Origin of the sequence: Empedobacter falsenii (assembly GCF_013488205.1) — a bacterium.
GTDB classification, from domain to species: Bacteria; Bacteroidota; Bacteroidia; order Flavobacteriales; family Weeksellaceae; genus Empedobacter; species Empedobacter falsenii_C.
Map to the genome: position 1 here is coordinate 1,904,076 of NZ_CP040908.1, position 16,052 is coordinate 1,920,127.

At 30.5% G+C, this 16,052-nt stretch carries 15 protein-coding genes; 10 read left to right on the plus strand and 5 right to left on the minus strand.

All coding sequences use genetic code 11. The annotated features are described in order from the left end of the window. Positions 1–2: 2 nt before the first annotated feature. A complete protein-coding gene (locus FH779_RS08845) occupies positions 3–1,244 on the minus strand; it encodes an efflux RND transporter periplasmic adaptor subunit (protein WP_180904383.1) in 1,242 nt (413 codons plus the stop codon). 191 nt (positions 1,245–1,435) lie between these two features. Here FH779_RS08845 and FH779_RS08850 point away from each other — a divergent pair, with 191 nt between their 5' ends. From FH779_RS08850 to FH779_RS08860, 3 genes are all read left to right on the plus strand, one after another. Continuing rightward, on the plus strand, positions 1,436–2,782 hold the full coding sequence (locus FH779_RS08850; protein ID WP_180906826.1) for a sigma-54-dependent transcriptional regulator: 1,347 nt from the start codon (positions 1,436–1,438) through the stop codon (positions 2,780–2,782). After that, positions 2,782–4,104 carry a sensor histidine kinase gene (locus tag FH779_RS08855; RefSeq protein WP_180904384.1) on the plus strand — a complete coding sequence of 441 codons (1,323 nt, stop codon included), beginning with the start codon at positions 2,782–2,784 and terminating at the stop codon, positions 4,102–4,104. Before FH779_RS08850 ends, FH779_RS08855 begins: the two co-directional genes overlap by 1 nt. A gap of 102 nt (positions 4,105–4,206) precedes the next feature. Then, on the plus strand, positions 4,207–6,609 hold the full coding sequence (locus FH779_RS08860) for a heavy metal translocating P-type ATPase (RefSeq protein WP_180904385.1): 2,403 nt from the start codon (positions 4,207–4,209) through the stop codon (positions 6,607–6,609). 58 nt (positions 6,610–6,667) lie between these two features. Here the strand turns inward: FH779_RS08860 and FH779_RS08865 are convergent, their stop codons facing one another. The 3 genes from FH779_RS08865 to fumC form a co-directional block, all read right to left on the minus strand. Further along, a complete protein-coding gene (locus FH779_RS08865; protein ID WP_180904386.1) occupies positions 6,668–7,120 on the minus strand; it encodes an RES family NAD+ phosphorylase in 453 nt (150 codons plus the stop codon). Between the two features lie 2 nt (positions 7,121–7,122). Beyond that, positions 7,123–7,557: an antitoxin Xre/MbcA/ParS toxin-binding domain-containing protein gene (locus FH779_RS08870; RefSeq protein ID WP_038334185.1), complete on the minus strand. Its 435-nt coding sequence runs from the start codon at positions 7,555–7,557 to the stop codon at positions 7,123–7,125. 129 nt (positions 7,558–7,686) lie between these two features. Beyond that, positions 7,687–9,084 carry a class II fumarate hydratase gene (gene fumC, locus FH779_RS08875; protein WP_180904387.1) on the minus strand — a complete coding sequence of 466 codons (1,398 nt, stop codon included), beginning with the start codon at positions 9,082–9,084 and terminating at the stop codon, positions 7,687–7,689. A gap of 136 nt (positions 9,085–9,220) precedes the next feature. Between fumC and FH779_RS08880 the strand changes: the two genes are divergently transcribed. Beyond that, entirely contained in the window at positions 9,221–9,427 is a 207-nt protein-coding gene (locus tag FH779_RS08880; RefSeq protein WP_038334195.1) for a hypothetical protein, read from the plus strand. A gap of 50 nt (positions 9,428–9,477) precedes the next feature. Here FH779_RS08880 and FH779_RS08885 read toward each other — a convergent pair whose 3' ends face one another. Continuing rightward, positions 9,478–9,930 carry an SRPBCC family protein gene (locus tag FH779_RS08885; protein WP_180904388.1) on the minus strand — a complete coding sequence of 151 codons (453 nt, stop codon included), beginning with the start codon at positions 9,928–9,930 and terminating at the stop codon, positions 9,478–9,480. A 103-nt stretch (positions 9,931–10,033) separates the two neighbouring features. Here FH779_RS08885 and pafA point away from each other — a divergent pair, with 103 nt between their 5' ends. The 6 genes from pafA (at position 10,034) to FH779_RS08915 (ending at position 16,044) form a co-directional block, all read left to right on the plus strand. Beyond that, on the plus strand, positions 10,034–11,680 hold the full coding sequence (gene pafA, locus FH779_RS08890) for an alkaline phosphatase PafA (protein WP_180904389.1): 1,647 nt from the start codon (positions 10,034–10,036) through the stop codon (positions 11,678–11,680). Positions 11,681–11,946: 266 nt separating this feature from the next. Then, positions 11,947–12,369, plus strand: coding sequence for a transposase (locus FH779_RS08895; protein WP_180904390.1), 423 nt, complete (start codon positions 11,947–11,949; stop codon positions 12,367–12,369). Positions 12,370–12,452: 83 nt separating this feature from the next. After that, positions 12,453–13,514 carry a linear amide C-N hydrolase gene (locus tag FH779_RS08900; protein WP_180904391.1) on the plus strand — a complete coding sequence of 354 codons (1,062 nt, stop codon included), beginning with the start codon at positions 12,453–12,455 and terminating at the stop codon, positions 13,512–13,514. Between the two features lie 55 nt (positions 13,515–13,569). Next, a complete protein-coding gene (locus FH779_RS08905; protein ID WP_221627905.1) occupies positions 13,570–14,739 on the plus strand; it encodes a porin in 1,170 nt (389 codons plus the stop codon). Between the two features lie 69 nt (positions 14,740–14,808). Continuing rightward, a complete protein-coding gene (locus FH779_RS08910) occupies positions 14,809–15,585 on the plus strand; it encodes a hypothetical protein (RefSeq protein ID WP_180904392.1) in 777 nt (258 codons plus the stop codon). Between the two features lie 21 nt (positions 15,586–15,606). Further along, positions 15,607–16,044, plus strand: coding sequence for a copper resistance protein NlpE (locus FH779_RS08915; protein ID WP_180904393.1), 438 nt, complete (start codon positions 15,607–15,609; stop codon positions 16,042–16,044). Positions 16,045–16,052: the final 8 nt, after the last annotated feature.

Consider the following 16,052-nt stretch of genomic DNA (forward strand, 5'->3'; position numbering starts at 1 on the left):
TGTTATTTTTTTATTGTTAATTCTTGTACTTCTTTATAATCTTCGTAATTCGAAATAATTACTTTTTCATTTGTTTTTAATCCTGAAATCACTTCGTAAACACTCGGATTTTCTCTACCTAATTCAATTTTTCTACGTATTGCTTTATCGTTATTGATAACAAAAATCCACTTCCCTTGTGTCGTTGTATAAAAGGATCCTTTCGGAATAACTAATTTCTTTTCTTTTTCGGATAAAATCAACTTTACTCCTACGGATAAACCTTCTTGTAAATTTTCAGGAATTTTATCAATAAATTCTAATTCTGTTTTAAATTTTCCACTTTTTATTTCTGGAGAAATCTTAGTCACTTTTACTTTTATGATTTTTCCTTTAATTTCGATTTGTCCATATTGATTTTCCTGTATTCGATCCAAATAATATTCATCTACCATTGCAACTAATTTATATCCGCTTAGAATATCCACTTTTCCAATACTTTTTCCTGCTTCTATTGATTGTCCTAATGTCGCTTCAAAAGAGCTTAAACGACCAGTTTCAGGCGCTAGAACCAAAAAATTTTGTTTGTTTTTTCGAAGTGTTACCAAACTTTTTTGCATGATAGATAAAGCTTCATTAATTTGTTTTAATTGAATCGAATTTGATTCACGTTCCTTAACCAAACTTTTCTGAATAATTGCTTTTCGTTCTTGCTGGTAGCGCATTTTTTCCTTTGTATTTTCCCATTCATTTTTCGCTAACACTTCCCTATCATACAGTTTTTGGTTCAATTCATAATCTAATTTTGATTGATTAAAATCGTGTTCAATTCCTACAAAATCCTTTGATAGATCCAATTCTTGATTCCGAATAGATAATTTTGCAACATTTAATTGATTCATTTGCTCGATAATTGCCGTTTCTTGTGTCAAAAAATTAAGTTCCGTATTCGGATTGTATAATCGTGCAATTGGCAAACCTTTTGTGACCATTTCTCCATTTTCTACAAATATTTCTTGAACAGAACCACCTTCTATCACATTGATAAAGATTGAATTAATTGGTTCTATTTGTGCCTGAAAAACAACAAAATCTTCAAAATAATCTTCAGAAACGTCTTTTATCATCAATTCATTTGCACTTACAGTTAAAGTTCGCGGTGGATTCATCAAATAAAAACTCGAACCACCTAAAATAATGGTCGTTGCAGCAATTATTCCGAGGCGTTTATATTTTTTATTTTTTTGATTGATTTTCGTATCCATTATTTATTAAATTTACCAAACAGCCGTTTATTTATGGTTATTTTACTAATTATCAATACGTAATAAATGTGCCTAAAATTTATAATTTCTTAAAGCGTTGAAATCAATTCTTTTAAAAAATTATATAAAAAATAGACTGTCCGAAAGCGAACACTTATTTGTTCAGAAACGGACACATGACAAAACTGAATATGAAGAAAACTTTAGCCACTATACTGATTTTAGACGATCAAGAAGAAATATTAATTGCAAGTCGTCTACTTTTGAAACGTCAATTCGAAACTATTATCACTTGTTCTGATCCTAAAAAGATTCCACAAATCTTGGTAGAAAATGAAATTGATGTTGTTTTAATGGACATGAATTTTAGAACAGGTTATGAAGATGGAAAAGAAGGAATTTTTTGGCTGAAAGAGATTCAACATGCGCAACCAAAAACGAAAGTAATTTTGATGACTTCCTATGGAAGTGTAGAAACTGCAGTTGAAGGTTTAAAATTGGGTGCGATTGATTATATTTTAAAACCTTGGGATAATGATAAGTTGGTTGATCTTATAAAAGAAGAGATAAAACAGCGTAGAAAATCGAAGCAAATAAAAGAATCGAAAGAAAATAAGTTTTTTTATGGAAATTCTCCGAGTATCGAAAAAGTGTATAAAATCACCAATAAAATTGCAAAAACTGATGCAACAATCTTAATTTTAGGTGAAAATGGAACAGGTAAATCAATTTTGGCAAAATCAATTCACGAAAATTCTACTCGAAATAATGAAAAATTTATTCATGTTGATTTAGGTTCTTTGAATGAGAATTTATTTGAAAGTGAGTTGTTTGGATATAAAAAAGGTGCGTTTACCGATGCGAAAGAAGATACAATTGGTCGATTTGAAGCTGCAAATAATGGAACGATTTTTTTAGATGAAATTGGAAATTTACCAAATCATTTGCAAGCAAAACTTTTGCAAGTCATTCAGAATAAAGAAATTATTCGTTTGGGAGAAAGTTCACCAAGAAAAGTTGATGTTCGTATAATTGTTGCTACGAATGTGAATCTTGAAAATTCAGTAAAAGAAGGTCATTTTAGAGAAGATTTATATTATCGAATCAATACAATTTCGGTTACAATGCCGAATCTTAGTGAACGAAAAGAAGATATTAAACCTTTGATTGATTATTTTTTAGAACTTTATGCTGATAAATATGAGGTCGAAAAACCAGTTATTAATGAACAAATTTTGTATCAATTAGAAAACTACGATTGGAACGGAAACATTCGAGAATTGCAAAATAGAATTGAACGTGCGGTTATTTTGGCTGAAGAAAATGAAATTACGATTGAAAATTTAGGTTTCACAACATTTATTCCTCAAAAAATTACAGATAATTCAAATAATTTGAACGAAATAGAGCGAAATAAAATTGTAGAACGTTTACATTTTTTTGAAGGAAATATTAGTAAAACAGCCGAAAATTTAGGTGTTTCTCGTGCTGCTTTATATCGAAAATTAGAAAAATATAACATTACGAATTATAAATAATGAAACGCAATTCTCTTATTTTTCAGTTAGTATTCAGAATACTTTTTTTAGCATTTGTTTTGTTTATGTTGGCTTTTATTGGAATCAAAAATTATTGGTTTTCATTTACATTTGTATGTATTATTACAATTGTTTCGATTACGGAAATAATTCATTTTTCTAAAAATTATCTTTCTAAAAATCAGAAAATTATAGATGCTTTATTGTACAATGACTTTAGCTTAAATATTAATCAAAATCAATATAAAAAAGACAATTCTGCATTAAAATTATATCATAAAATTAAAGAAGAACACGTTTTAAATTCGTCTAAAGAAATCATTTATCATCAATTATTGAATGCCGTTCCGTTTGGTTTTTTGATTCTTAAAAAAGAAGAAAATGATCGAAAAATTATATTTATCAATCATCATTTTCAACTAATATTTAGCGTTCCAAAATCAAGTTCGTGGAATTATCTAAAAAAATTGATTCCACAGTTTTGTGAAACTTTAGAAAATAAAGAATTTGATGATTTTAAAAGTACAATTGACATACAAATTAATGATGAAGAGCGACAAACTTATCTGATTCAGAACACAAAAACGTTGATTGCGCATGATGAATATGCGATTATTTTTATCGATTCGATTCAACGTGTGATTGATTCCACTGAAAAAGAGGCTTGGATGAATATTATGAAAGTCATTGCGCATGAAATTATCAATTCTTTGACGCCGATTTATTCATTAGCAAATACCACAAAAACTTATTTTGAAACTGACAATTTAGATAAGAATGATTATGATGATATTCGTTTGAGTTTAGACACAATTATGAATAGAAGTCAGCATTTACAGACATTTGTAGAGCAATATCGCCAATTGACCATGTTACCAAACCCTGTTAAATCAACTCAAAATTTATATGAAATTGTCCAAGGAATTGAACAATCTTTTTCGGCTGAATTTCATCAAAAAAATATTGTTTTTCAGAATTTAATTCCACAAAATATTGAAGTTGAAATTGATCGTATCTTATTTGAACAAGTTTTGATTAACTTAATCAAAAATGCGATTTATTCATTAGAAAATGTAGAAACTAAATCTATTGAAATTTCATCGAAACAAACTGATAATCGATTGCAAATTATTATTCAAGATTCTGGACAATTGATTGATGAAGAAATCATTTCCAAAATATTTTTACCTTTTTATACAACTCGAAAAGATGGTGCAGGAATTGGCTTAACACTTTCCAAAAACATTATAGAAGCGCACAAAGGTTATTTGTATTATCAACAAAATGATGGTGTAAAACGTTTTAATATAATTTTAAAGTAACTGAAGAAGCTGAACAATTGGTAAAAAGTGTAACTTTAACTTCTAATTATATAATACTTTCTCGCCATAATCTTTGGAAATTTGTCCTAGAAAATTACTGTTATGAATGCACAAACACTTACTATACCGATTATCAATTTGAATTCAGAAAAAGATGTTGAACTCATCAATAAATTACTTTCTGAAATAGAAAATCTTGATGAATATACTGTGAATTTAGATGCTAAAACGATTAACGTTTCGGCAAAAAAATTATGGAAAGTTTCCCCTAAAATCTATGAAACTTTAAAGCAAAATAACTTCAAAATAGATTCTGTCGAAAAATCTTATCCCGTTCTCAATATGACGTGTGCTTCGTGTGCGAGTAGTTCTCAAGCGAATCTTAATCGTCAATTGGGTGTCGTAAATGCAGAAGTGAATTATGGAAATGGAATGGGAAAAATCGAGTATATTCCTACTCTTGTTTCTCCAGAAAATTTGAAAAATGCTTTAGTAGAAGTTGGATATGATTTGGTGATTGATGAGTCTAAAAATCAAGATGAAGAAATAGAACAACTTCACGAAGAAAAATACAAAACGCTGAAAAATAGAGTAATTTGGGCTTTAATTTTTGGAGTTCCTTTATTTATTGTTGGAATGTTTTTTATGGATATGCCTTACGGAAATTACATTATGTGGGCATTTTCTACGCCAATTCTTTTCATTTTTGGACAACAATTTTTCGTAGGTGCTTGGAAACAATTGAAAAATAAATCGGCTAATATGGACACTTTAGTCGCGCTAAGCACTAGTGTTGCTTATATTTTTAGTGTTTTCAATACATTATTTCCAGAATATTGGCACAGCAAAGGTTTGCACGCGCATCCTTATTTTGAAGCTGCTGGTTTAATCATCGTTTTTATCTTGATTGGTAAATTGATGGAAGAACGTGCGAAAGGAAATACTTCCGAAGCGATCAAGAAATTAATCGGATTACAACCTAATACTGTATTAGTTGTAATAGATGGAAATCAGGTTGAAGTGAAAATTGAAGATGTACAAATTGGTGATTTGATTGTTGCAAAACCTGGAGATAAAATTGCGGTTGATGGAATTATTGTTTCGGGAGAATCTTTTATCGATGAAAGTTCATTGACAGGAGAACCAATTCCAGTCGAAAAAGGAATTGATGCGAATGTTTTTTCAGGAACTTTAAACCAAAACTCTCCTATTCAATATAAAGCCTTGAAAGTAGGGAATGATACACTTTTGGCTCAAATTATTCAATCGGTTAAAAATGCACAAGGAAGTAAAGCGCCAGTTCAACAATTGGTAGACAAAATTGCAGGTGTTTTTGTCCCGATTGTAATTATTATTGCAATTCTAACGTTCATTACTTGGTTAGTTGTAGGTCAAGAAAATGCTTTTACAATGGCGCTTTTATCGATGATTACCGTTTTGGTTATTGCTTGTCCTTGTGCGCTTGGTTTAGCAACCCCAACTGCAATTATGGTTGGAATGGGAAAAGGTGCTGAACAAGGAATTTTGATCAAAAATGCCGAAAGTTTAGAATTAGCGAAGAAAATTGATACAATTATTTTAGATAAAACAGGAACAATTACCGAAGGAAAACCGAAAGTACAAGAATTGATTTGGTTTGATGATTCTGCTAAAAATGTACTTTATACAATCGAAAATAATTCGCAACATCCTTTAGCAAAAGCGATTACAGAACATATTGGAGAGCAAGATATTTTACCTGAACTAAAAATTGAAGATGTATCTGGAAAAGGTTTGAAAGCTAATATTTTAGATAAAGTTTATTATGTTGGAAAAACAAGTTGGATAAATGAATTAAATATTCAGATTGATGAAAAGGTTGAACAAGCTATTCAAGATTTTTCGACTAAAAATTATACCACTTCTTTCTTTGGAAATGATGAAAAAGTTTTGGGATTAATTGGAATTTCTGATGAAATAAAAGCAACTTCTGTTGAAGCTATTAAAGCTTTTCATGAAAAAGGAATTGAAGTTTGGATGGTAACTGGTGACAACGAGTTTTCGGCAAATGCAATTGCAAAACAAGTCGGAATTGATCAAGTGGTCGCAAATGCTTTACCAAATGATAAAATGAATATTATCAAAGATTTGCAACAAAAAGGAAAAGTTGTTGCAATGGTTGGTGATGGAATTAATGATAGTGCAGCGTTGGCTCAGGCAGATGTTTCGATTGCAATGGGTAATGGTTCTGATATTGCGATTGATGTGGCAGAAGTTACGTTGATTGGAGGAGATTTGACAAAAATAGATCATGCAATTAATTTATCTACGCAAACGGTCAAAACAATTCATCAAAATTTATTCTGGGCATTTATTTACAATGTAATCGGAATTCCAATCGCTGCTGGAGTACTTTATCCAATTAATGGATTTTTGTTAGATCCTATGATTGCTGGTGCTGCAATGGCTTTGAGTAGTGTAAGTGTTGTAACAAATAGTTTATTGTTAAAGTATAAAAAGATTTAAAAAACTTTAAAATATTCATAAAAAAATCGGCTAAATATTTAGTCGATTTTTTTGTGTTTTATAACAAACGATCATCCCAATTATAATCTTCTAATTCTTTGATTTTAACCTTTGAAGAAAAATCAGGATGTTTTGTATTGATTAAATAATTATATTCTTTTGGAATGATTGACGATGGAACTTTGATAACCAAATATTTAAAATCCTGATACCAAGCAGAACCAATCTCTTGTAACTCGGGATAAGCCTCTACAGATTGCCAATTCCTAGGTAATTTAGACTTTTTAATTTCATAAATTTCATCTTCTTCGCAATCAATTTCTATCACTAATAATTTGTACGAGTTATCAATGCTAATAGAACTTCTATGCACCACCAATTCTAAGGTTGAAAGCGCGCGAGAACTTCCTGCATAAATAACAAATTCATCATTTTTATTCCATCTGTTGGCAACTCCAGAAGCTTGTAATGATTTTGAATATTTCGCTTTACGAATATTGTAAACTAACATTGTTAGACGTTTTCTCCGTATTCTATCGCAGTCAAACGATTATCGATAAATTTGAGACCTGAAACTGTATCAAGAAAATCTGCTGGCGATTTTTTATCTAACAAAACATTAGGCGTTGTTAACCATTTCTCAAAATCATCTTTTGTATTGAAAACCTCCAAACCGTGCTTGTATAAAGAAATCAATAAAACAATATGCTCTTTTGTATTGTCTTTAAGAGATACATCTTTTGTTTTGTAATTTCTGTAGGTACGCGTTGTGATATTTAACCAACTTGAGATTATTTCGTCTTTTAGCGTTGATAATTCATCAAGATATTGAATGTATTTTTGATCAATATTATAACGATTTACGTAAAAATAAACACTCGTAAAATCTCTTACTTCAGGGATTTCATTTATGATTTGTTCGTATTTTTTTAGTTTAACAGTTGCCATAATTCTAAACTTTTACTAAAGTTACAATTTTTCCTCTTAAGAAAGGAACTTTTTCTCAAATTTAAATAAATTTAACAAAAAAAGAGGTTACCTAAGCAACCTCTCTGTGATATAATGATTTAAAATTTCTTATTTCAAAGAACCAACCATATCTTCAGGTTTTACCCATTCGTCAAATTCTTCGGCAGTTACATATCCTAATGCGATTGCAGTTTCTTTTAACGTAGAGTTATTTTTATGAGCTGTTTGAGCAATTTCTGCAGCTTTGTAGTAACCAATTTTTGTATTAAGCGCTGTAACTAACATTAATGAATTATCAACTAATTCTTTAATACGAGCATAATTTGGCTCGATACCTTGCGCACAATGCTCGTCAAAAGATACACAAGCATCTCCTAATAAACGTGCAGATTGCAAGAAGTTTGCAGCCATAACTGGTTTGAAAACATTCAATTCGTAATGACCTTGAGTTCCTCCAATTGTAATTGCAACATCGTTACCCATAACTTGAGCTGCAACCATTGTTAATGCCTCACATTGAGTTGGATTTACTTTACCTGGCATGATAGAAGATCCTGGTTCGTTTTCTGGAATGATAATTTCTCCAATACCTGAACGAGGTCCAGAAGCTAACATACGAACGTCATTTGCAATTTTGTTTAATGAAACAGCTAATTGTTTCAAAGCTCCGTGAGTTTCTACGATTGCATCGTGAGCAGCTAATGCTTCGAACTTATTTTCTGCTGTTACAAATGGATGACCTGTAAATTCAGCAATGTATTTAGCAACTAAAACATCGTATCCTTCTGGCGTGTTAAGACCTGTACCTACAGCAGTTCCACCTAAAGCAACTTCAGATAAATGCTCTAATGTATTTCTTAAAGCTTTTAAACCGTGGTTTAATTGCGCTACATATCCAGAAATCTCTTGACCTAAAGTTAATGGAGTTGCATCCATTAAGTGTGTACGACCAATTTTTACAACAGATTTAAACTCTTCTGCTTTCTTAGCTAATGTGTCACGTAATTGCTCAACACCTGGAATTGTTACTTCAACAACAGCTTTGTAAGCAGCAATGTGCATACCTGTTGGGAAAGTATCATTAGAAGATTGAGATTTGTTAACGTCGTCATTCGCTTTAAGAACTGGTTCACCTTCTCCAATTTTGAATCCAGCTAAAACTTGCGCACGATTAGCAACAACTTCATTCACATTCATATTAGATTGAGTTCCTGAACCTGTTTGCCAAATTACTAAAGGAAATTGATCATCTAATTTTCCTGCTAAAATTTCGTCACATACAGCAGCAATAGCATCACGTTTTTCAACAGGTAAAACACCTAATTCAGCATTTGCATAAGCAGCAGCTTTCTTAAGATAAGCGAAACCTTCTACAATTTCGTGAGGCATAGAAGCCGCAGGACCAATTTTAAAGTTGTTACGAGAACGTTCTGTTTGAGCACCCCAGTATTTATCTGCAGGAACTTTTACTTCCCCCATGGTGTCTTTCTCAATTCTGTATTCCATTTTGGTATTTTTTATTATTTATATATTGTTTACTTATCTCACAAATTTAAGAAATCGTTTGATGAAAGAAAAGTGATTAATGTTAGTATTTCTATAAATTTTATTTACTAAGTTTGTATCACATAAAAATAAAATCATGATTCAATTTTTAGGTTTCTTATTATTCTTAACAATCGCTTTATGCGGATTCTGGGGTATCATCTTTTTTGCAACGATGGCTATTTCTTGGATTCCATTTTGGGTTGCGAATTTAAGAAAAGAAAAAGCTGGAATAGTAACAGCAGAAGATCCTCGTCCGATTTTACCAAATCAAGAAGGAATCACAGTATTATTCAAAAAATAATAAGCTGTAAAAAAAAATTAAAAGGAACTTGACGAAGTTCCTTTTTTTATTTATTCGACTTTCGAATCTTCTTCATAATTTCCTTCCAAATAATTTTTCAAACTAATTCGGATAATTTCTGTCCAACCAGCTTCAAAACTTTCGCGCGAGAAATTTTTATCATCAGGCGGAAAAGTTTCAATTCCTTCATGAATCAACGTTAATTTTGTTTGCGGAACAATTTCATCTGTTAATTCATCCAAAATAAATGTAACAACAGAATTTCCTTCGTAGACAGGATATTTCCATGTATAAGCTAACAATTTAGTCGGCTCTACTTCTACTATTTTACAGTGATGTAAATACGATCCGCCATAAAATTCAAACTCAAATCCAACTTCTGGAACAAACTTCTCAATATCAAAATACCATTTATCAAAAGCAGCTTTTGTTGTTAAGGCATTCCACACTTTGTCAATTGAAACATCAAAAATTTCTACTATTTCTACAGGCTTTGCACTCATACTCTATTTTTTTATGATTTTGTTTAATTTACTAATTTTTTAATTATTATTTAAATTTAGCCCAAAATTTAATTGTTACATTTGCTATTGTAAAATTTTTAAAATGAAATTTAATAAGACTTTTTTAAGTGTTTTAGGATTATTTGCTGGTCTTTCGCTATATGCGCAACAAGAGGTTAGCCGTCCAAAACTAGTAGTTGGTATCGTTGTCGATCAAATGCGATGGGATTATTTATATCGTTACCAAGATAGATATTCTACAGGAGGTTTCAATCGTATGTTAAACGAAGGTTTTAGCAACGAAAATACCTATATTCCTTATATACCTACTTATACAGCTATTGGTCATAGTTCTATTTATACAGGTTCTGTACCTGCTATTCATGGAATTGCTGGGAACGATTTTATCATTCAAGCAACAGGACAAGAAATGTATTGTACGCAAGATGACGCTGTAAATGGGGTTGGTACTTCTTCAAAAGCTGGAAAAATGTCTCCAAAAAACTTGTTGACATCTACAGTTACTGATCAATTAAAATTAGCAACTAATTTTCGTTCAAAAGTATATGGAGTTTCGTTAAAAGATCGTGGAGGAATTTTACCTGCAGGACATTTTGCTGATGCTGCTTTTTGGTTTGATGGAGAATCTGGAAATTGGATTTCGAGTACATTTTATATGAAAGAATTACCAAAATGGTTACAAAAATTCAATGATAAAAAAGTTGCTGAAAAATATTTAGACAAATGGAATACACTTTATCCGATTAATACATATGTACAAAGTGAAAAAGATGGAAATCCATACCGCGAAAATTATAAAGGATTAGATAAAATGCAATTTCCTTATGATTTGAAAGCGTTGAAAAAAGACAATGGTTTAGGTTTGATTCGCTCTACTCCTTTCGGAAATTCGTTGACAAAAGATATCGCGATTGAAATTATTGATAACGAAAAATTAGGTCAAAATGAGAAAGGAATTACAGATTTCTTAGCAGTTAGTTTTTCTTCTACTGATTATGTTGGACATCAATTTTCTCCAAATACAATCGAAGCTGAGGATACGTATTTGCGTTTAGATAAAGATTTGGAACAATTATTTAATCACTTAGACCAAAAAGTTGGAAAAGGACAATATTTAGTTTTCTTAACTGCAGATCATGGTGGAGCTCATAATCCAAAATATTTCCAAGATAAAAAAGGAAATGCTGGATATTTCCCAACTGGAGAAGTAAAAAAAGCATTGAACGCTAAATTACAAGAGAAATTCAAAGCTGCTGATATTGTACGTTCATTGACAAATTATCAGGTTCATTTGAATTATCAAACAATCGAACAAAATAAATTAGACGAAGAAGATATCAAAGAAGAAATCGTAAAATTTATGCAAAAAGTAGATGCTGTTTCTTTTGTTGCTGATATGGACAAAATTGGAGAAGCTTCTATTCCTACGATTATCAAAGAACGCATGATCAATGGTTATAATCGTAAACGTAGCGGCGCTATCACTTATATTTTAGAGCCACAATGGTACGGAGGAAAACAAAATTCTGGTGGAACAACGCACGGAACTTGGGGTTCTTACGATGCTCACATTCCATTTGTTTTGATGGGTTGGGGAATAAAACATGGTAAAAACAACAACCGTGTATTTATGACAGACATCGCTCCTACAGTTGCAGCTTTGCTACATATCGAAGAGCCAAACGGAAATATTGGTCAGCCAGTTTCTGAGGTTACAAATCCAAAATAATCTTATAAAAGATAATTCTAAAAACGCAACTTAATTAGTTGCGTTTTTTTTGTTACTATAATTATTATTTATTCTATTTCAATTATTTACTTTTTAGAATTAAAGAAATTAACGATTAACATCTATTACGTAATTTTAGTAAATCAGGAATTTATATCATTGATAATGAAAAAAATATAAATAAGAGGGATTAATGAGGGATTTGTTTTAAAGGATAAATCAACATTTTTCGTTGATTTGTAATAGAACGTAATTATTACAAGATCATGAAAAATTTTAGAGAAATACATATTGGTAGTTTTATTAAGAATGTTGTTCAAGTAAAAGAAATAGATACTGGAAGAATCTTAAATTTCTTTAAATGTCAAGAAGATCAAATTGAGGAAATGTATAACAAATCAAGTTTAGATTCCGATTTACTTCTTCGATGGTCGAAGTTATTAGAATATGATTTGTTTAGATTATATTCTCAACATCTCATGTTGTATAGTCCTGTTATAACGAATAAAACCAATAAAAAAACAAATGATAATTCGTTGCCAAAATTCAGAAAGAATATTTACACGAAAGAGGTTATTGATTTTATTTTAGATCAGATTAAAAATGAAAAAATGAGTAAGAGAGAAATTATAGAACGTTATAATATTCCAAAAACAACATTGTATAAATGGATAATTAAATACAATTAATTCTAATATTCTGCACAATATTAGTAAAAGAGTATAATTTTCTCCAATTAAATTAATAATTTTAACAATCTAAATACATCATAATGAAAAAGACTTTTTTAAGTAAATTAACTTTGACATTATTCTCTACCAACCTATTTTTTTTATTATCTCCACAAGTAGATGCATGCACAAGAGTTGTCTATAAAGGTCCAGAAAATACTGTAATCACAGCTCGTTCTATGGATTGGAAAGATGAAATTGATGCAAATATTTGGGTTTTTCCTAGAGGTCTAGATCGATCTGGTAATGTCGGAAATGCTTCGGAAAAATGGACTTCAAAATACGGAAGTGTAATTGCAAGTGCTTGGGATATTGCGACAACAGATGGCATGAACGAAAAAGGACTTGTTGCAAATGTTTTGTGGTTAGTAGAAAGTCAGTATCCGCAATTTAATCCAAAAGGAACAAAACCAGGTGTTACCATTGCAGCTTGGGCACAATATGTTTTAGATAATTATGCTACAGTAAAAGAAGCTGTGGATGATTTGAGAAAAGAAAAATTTGTAATTGTTTCTGATTATATTCCAGGTACTCAAAAATTTACAACTTTACATCTTTCAATTTCTGATGCAAATGGAGACAATGCAATTTTCGAATATGTAAATGGTAAATTAAAAATACACCACGATCCATCTTATACAGTAATGACAAATTCTCCAGTTTTTGATGAGCAATTAGCAATTAATCAATATTGGAAAGGAATTCCAGGAACAATCATGTTACCAGGAACTAACAGAGCTGCTGATCGTTACGTAAGAGCATCATATTACATAAATGCGATTCCACAAACCGCTGATACTCGTACTTCTATTGCAAGTGTTTTTAGTGTTATTAGAAATGTATCGGTTCCGTTAGGAATTTCTTCAGAAGCAGAACCTAACATATCATCTACAAGATGGAGATCAGTTTCTGATCATAAAAATCTTGTTTATTACTTTGAAACTACAAAAACTCCAAATACATTTTGGGTTGATTTAAAGAAAATTGATTTTAGTAAAAATGCAAAAACAAAACGATTAAGCGTAAGTAAAAATGAAGCATATGCTGGCGAAACTTCTCAACTTTTTAGTGATGCAAAACCATTTACATTTGTTGGAATTTAGATCGAAAAATTAATCAATATTTTTTTTGCCAAATTGCTTTAAATCAACATTCAATATGATTGCCAATAACAAACATTTTATACCTGCCTTTCTATTATTTGGATTTATTGTTAATGCTCAACAATCGAATGATACAATTGATATTTCGATAAGACCTTACACTAGTTTGAGAGGTCATCTTGCTGTGCATGATAAAGTAATGGAGCTACAAGAGAATGCCTCTCGTGCTGGAATTGAAATTAATCTAAAAAAAGGAAATATTGCATTTGTAGCTGGTGTTGAATTGCAAATAAATATGTTCAAAGGAAACTCGTCGTTTAATGTTGATGGAAATCTAGATAGTGATCTTTTGGCAATTGTTTCAGAACAAAAACAACAAGTTTTTGGTAATCGCTTAGGTTACTTAGGAATTGATTTGTCTAAATATGGTAAAATAACATTTGGTAAACAATGGAGTGTTTACCGAGATGTTACAGCTTATACAGATCGTTTTAATGTATTTGGAGGACGCGCTTCTGCAACTTTTACAGGTGGAACAGATGGAGGTTTGCTAGGAACAGGACGAGCAGATCAATCAATAATTTACAGAAATAAAATTAAAGCTTTTCAATTTGGTGCTCAAATCCAAACAAAAGGTGGAAATGATGATAAAATTATTGATGGTTTTGGTTTTTCTGCTCAATTAGAATTAAATCAAAATATTAGTATTGGAGCTGCATTTAACCGTGCTTTTATAGCTCAAAACTTAATTGATGATAATCATATTTTAGGTTTATCTGGACATCCAACTTTTTATTCAATTGGTTCAAAATATACGAGTAAACAATTTGATGTTAGTCTACTTGGAATCTTACAACAAAATGGAGATTTTACGCCTATTTCATATCAATCTGAAAATACAATTAATCCTTCTTATGTTTTTGATGCAAAAGGTTTTGAAACTGCTATGAAATATAAACTAAATAAATTTTCAATTTTAGGAGGTTATAATTTATATGTTCTTGAAACAAAAAAATCTGTTGAAAATATTAGTATTGATAAAAAATTCAGACGAAGTGATTTGATTACCGGGTTAGAATATTATCCGATGAAATATGTACAATTGTATACAGAACAGCGCATCTCTTTTGGTAAAAATTATGCTGGTAAAAAAGAACAAAGTGTTTTTACATTGGGAATGAAACTAGATTTATCTAGACAATTTAACAAGAAACTTAACCTATAATAAACCATAACTAACTTAACTTTTCTCTCTATTATTTGAAATAATTTATAAAACGAAACTTAAAAAATTATGTTTAACTTTTTTCAAAAAAGCACATTTTTAATTCTATTAGCATCAAGTACTCAAACTTTTGCTCAAGACTCAATTCAACCAGATAATTCTTGGCATTTCAAAGTAGAGCCAAATATGATGTTGCCTCATATGAAAGGAAAAGCGAGTGTTTCTCGACTTCCGAATGTACATGTAAGTCAATCTCCGTCAGACTTTTTTGAGCATTTGAAATTTGCCGGAATGTTAACTTTCGAAGCTGAGAACAAAGATTGGGTAATTACATCCGATATTATTTATGCTTCTTTAGCTGCAAATGTTAAAAAAGATCCTTTAGTTTTGGATGGTAAATTAACAGCAAAACAATTCTCTTTTGAAGTTGGTTTATTGAGAAAAATAACTCCTTGGTTAGAAGCTGGAATTAGTATGAACCTTGTAAATATTAAATCTGGATTTGATGTAAATATGATCAATCCTAAAACAGGTCAAACAATGCATCTAGATCGCAGTATTTCTAAAACGTGGGTAGATCCTATGTTGGTTGCAAGAACAAGAAATTTACCAAACAAAAAGTTTTTGTATAATGTTTCTGGAGAAATTGGAGGATTTGGAATTGGATCAAAATTAGCTTGGCAATTAGAAGGATTGGCTGGTTATCAATTCTCTAATTTATTTTACGCAATGGCGGGGTATCAAATCATAAGTATGGACTACGAAAAAGGAAGTAATAATTCCAATTTTGTTTATGATATGGATATGTTTGGACCAATGATAAAAGTTGGCTTTAACTTAAAATAATAACCTTAAAATAAATATATTATGAAAAAATTATTTGTATTATGTGCTTTTACTGGCATATTATTCACAGCTTGCGAAAAAAAGACTGAAAGTACTCCTGCTACTGAAAATAAGTCATCACAAAAAATCGATGATTCAACTTCTCAATCTGCTTTAGATTGGGACGGAACTTATGAAGGCGTGATTCCTTGCGCTGATTGTGAAGGTATTAAAACAGAATTAACCTTAAATCAAGATAATACATATACCTTAACAGAAGAATATATCGATAAAAATCTGAAGGTTGAGAATCAAGGTAACATTACTTGGACTGATGATGGTAATTCAATTTCTTTAAAAACGAAAGACGATGAATATAAACGATATAAAGTTGGAGAAAATATTTTATTCCAATTAGATTTAGAAGGAAATGAAATTACTGGAGCTTTAGCACAAAATTATCAGTTAAAGAAAAAATAAGTAAGATA

Coding starts and splice junctions, on each gene's coding strand:
- FH779_RS08865 (WP_180904386.1), bottom strand. CDS start 7,120: ATGTTAGTTTACAATATTCGTAAAGCGAAATATTCAAAATCATTACAA.
- FH779_RS08845 (WP_180904383.1), bottom strand. CDS start 1,244: ATGGATACGAAAATCAATCAAAAAAATAAAAAATATAAACGCCTCGGA.
- FH779_RS08895 (WP_180904390.1), top strand. CDS start 11,947: ATGAAAAATTTTAGAGAAATACATATTGGTAGTTTTATTAAGAATGTT.
- FH779_RS08860 (WP_180904385.1), top strand. CDS start 4,207: ATGAATGCACAAACACTTACTATACCGATTATCAATTTGAATTCAGAA.
- FH779_RS08885 (WP_180904388.1), bottom strand. CDS start 9,930: ATGAGTGCAAAGCCTGTAGAAATAGTAGAAATTTTTGATGTTTCAATT.
- FH779_RS08855 (WP_180904384.1), top strand. CDS start 2,782: ATGAAACGCAATTCTCTTATTTTTCAGTTAGTATTCAGAATACTTTTT.
- FH779_RS08910 (WP_180904392.1), top strand. CDS start 14,809: ATGTTTAACTTTTTTCAAAAAAGCACATTTTTAATTCTATTAGCATCA.
- pafA (WP_180904389.1), top strand. CDS start 10,034: ATGAAATTTAATAAGACTTTTTTAAGTGTTTTAGGATTATTTGCTGGT.
- FH779_RS08850 (WP_180906826.1), top strand. CDS start 1,436: ATGAAGAAAACTTTAGCCACTATACTGATTTTAGACGATCAAGAAGAA.
- FH779_RS08870 (WP_038334185.1), bottom strand. CDS start 7,557: ATGGCAACTGTTAAACTAAAAAAATACGAACAAATCATAAATGAAATC.
- FH779_RS08915 (WP_180904393.1), top strand. CDS start 15,607: ATGAAAAAATTATTTGTATTATGTGCTTTTACTGGCATATTATTCACA.
- FH779_RS08900 (WP_180904391.1), top strand. CDS start 12,453: ATGAAAAAGACTTTTTTAAGTAAATTAACTTTGACATTATTCTCTACC.
- FH779_RS08880 (WP_038334195.1), top strand. CDS start 9,221: ATGATTCAATTTTTAGGTTTCTTATTATTCTTAACAATCGCTTTATGC.
- fumC (WP_180904387.1), bottom strand. CDS start 9,084: ATGGAATACAGAATTGAGAAAGACACCATGGGGGAAGTAAAAGTTCCT.
- FH779_RS08905 (WP_221627905.1), top strand. CDS start 13,570: ATGATTGCCAATAACAAACATTTTATACCTGCCTTTCTATTATTTGGA.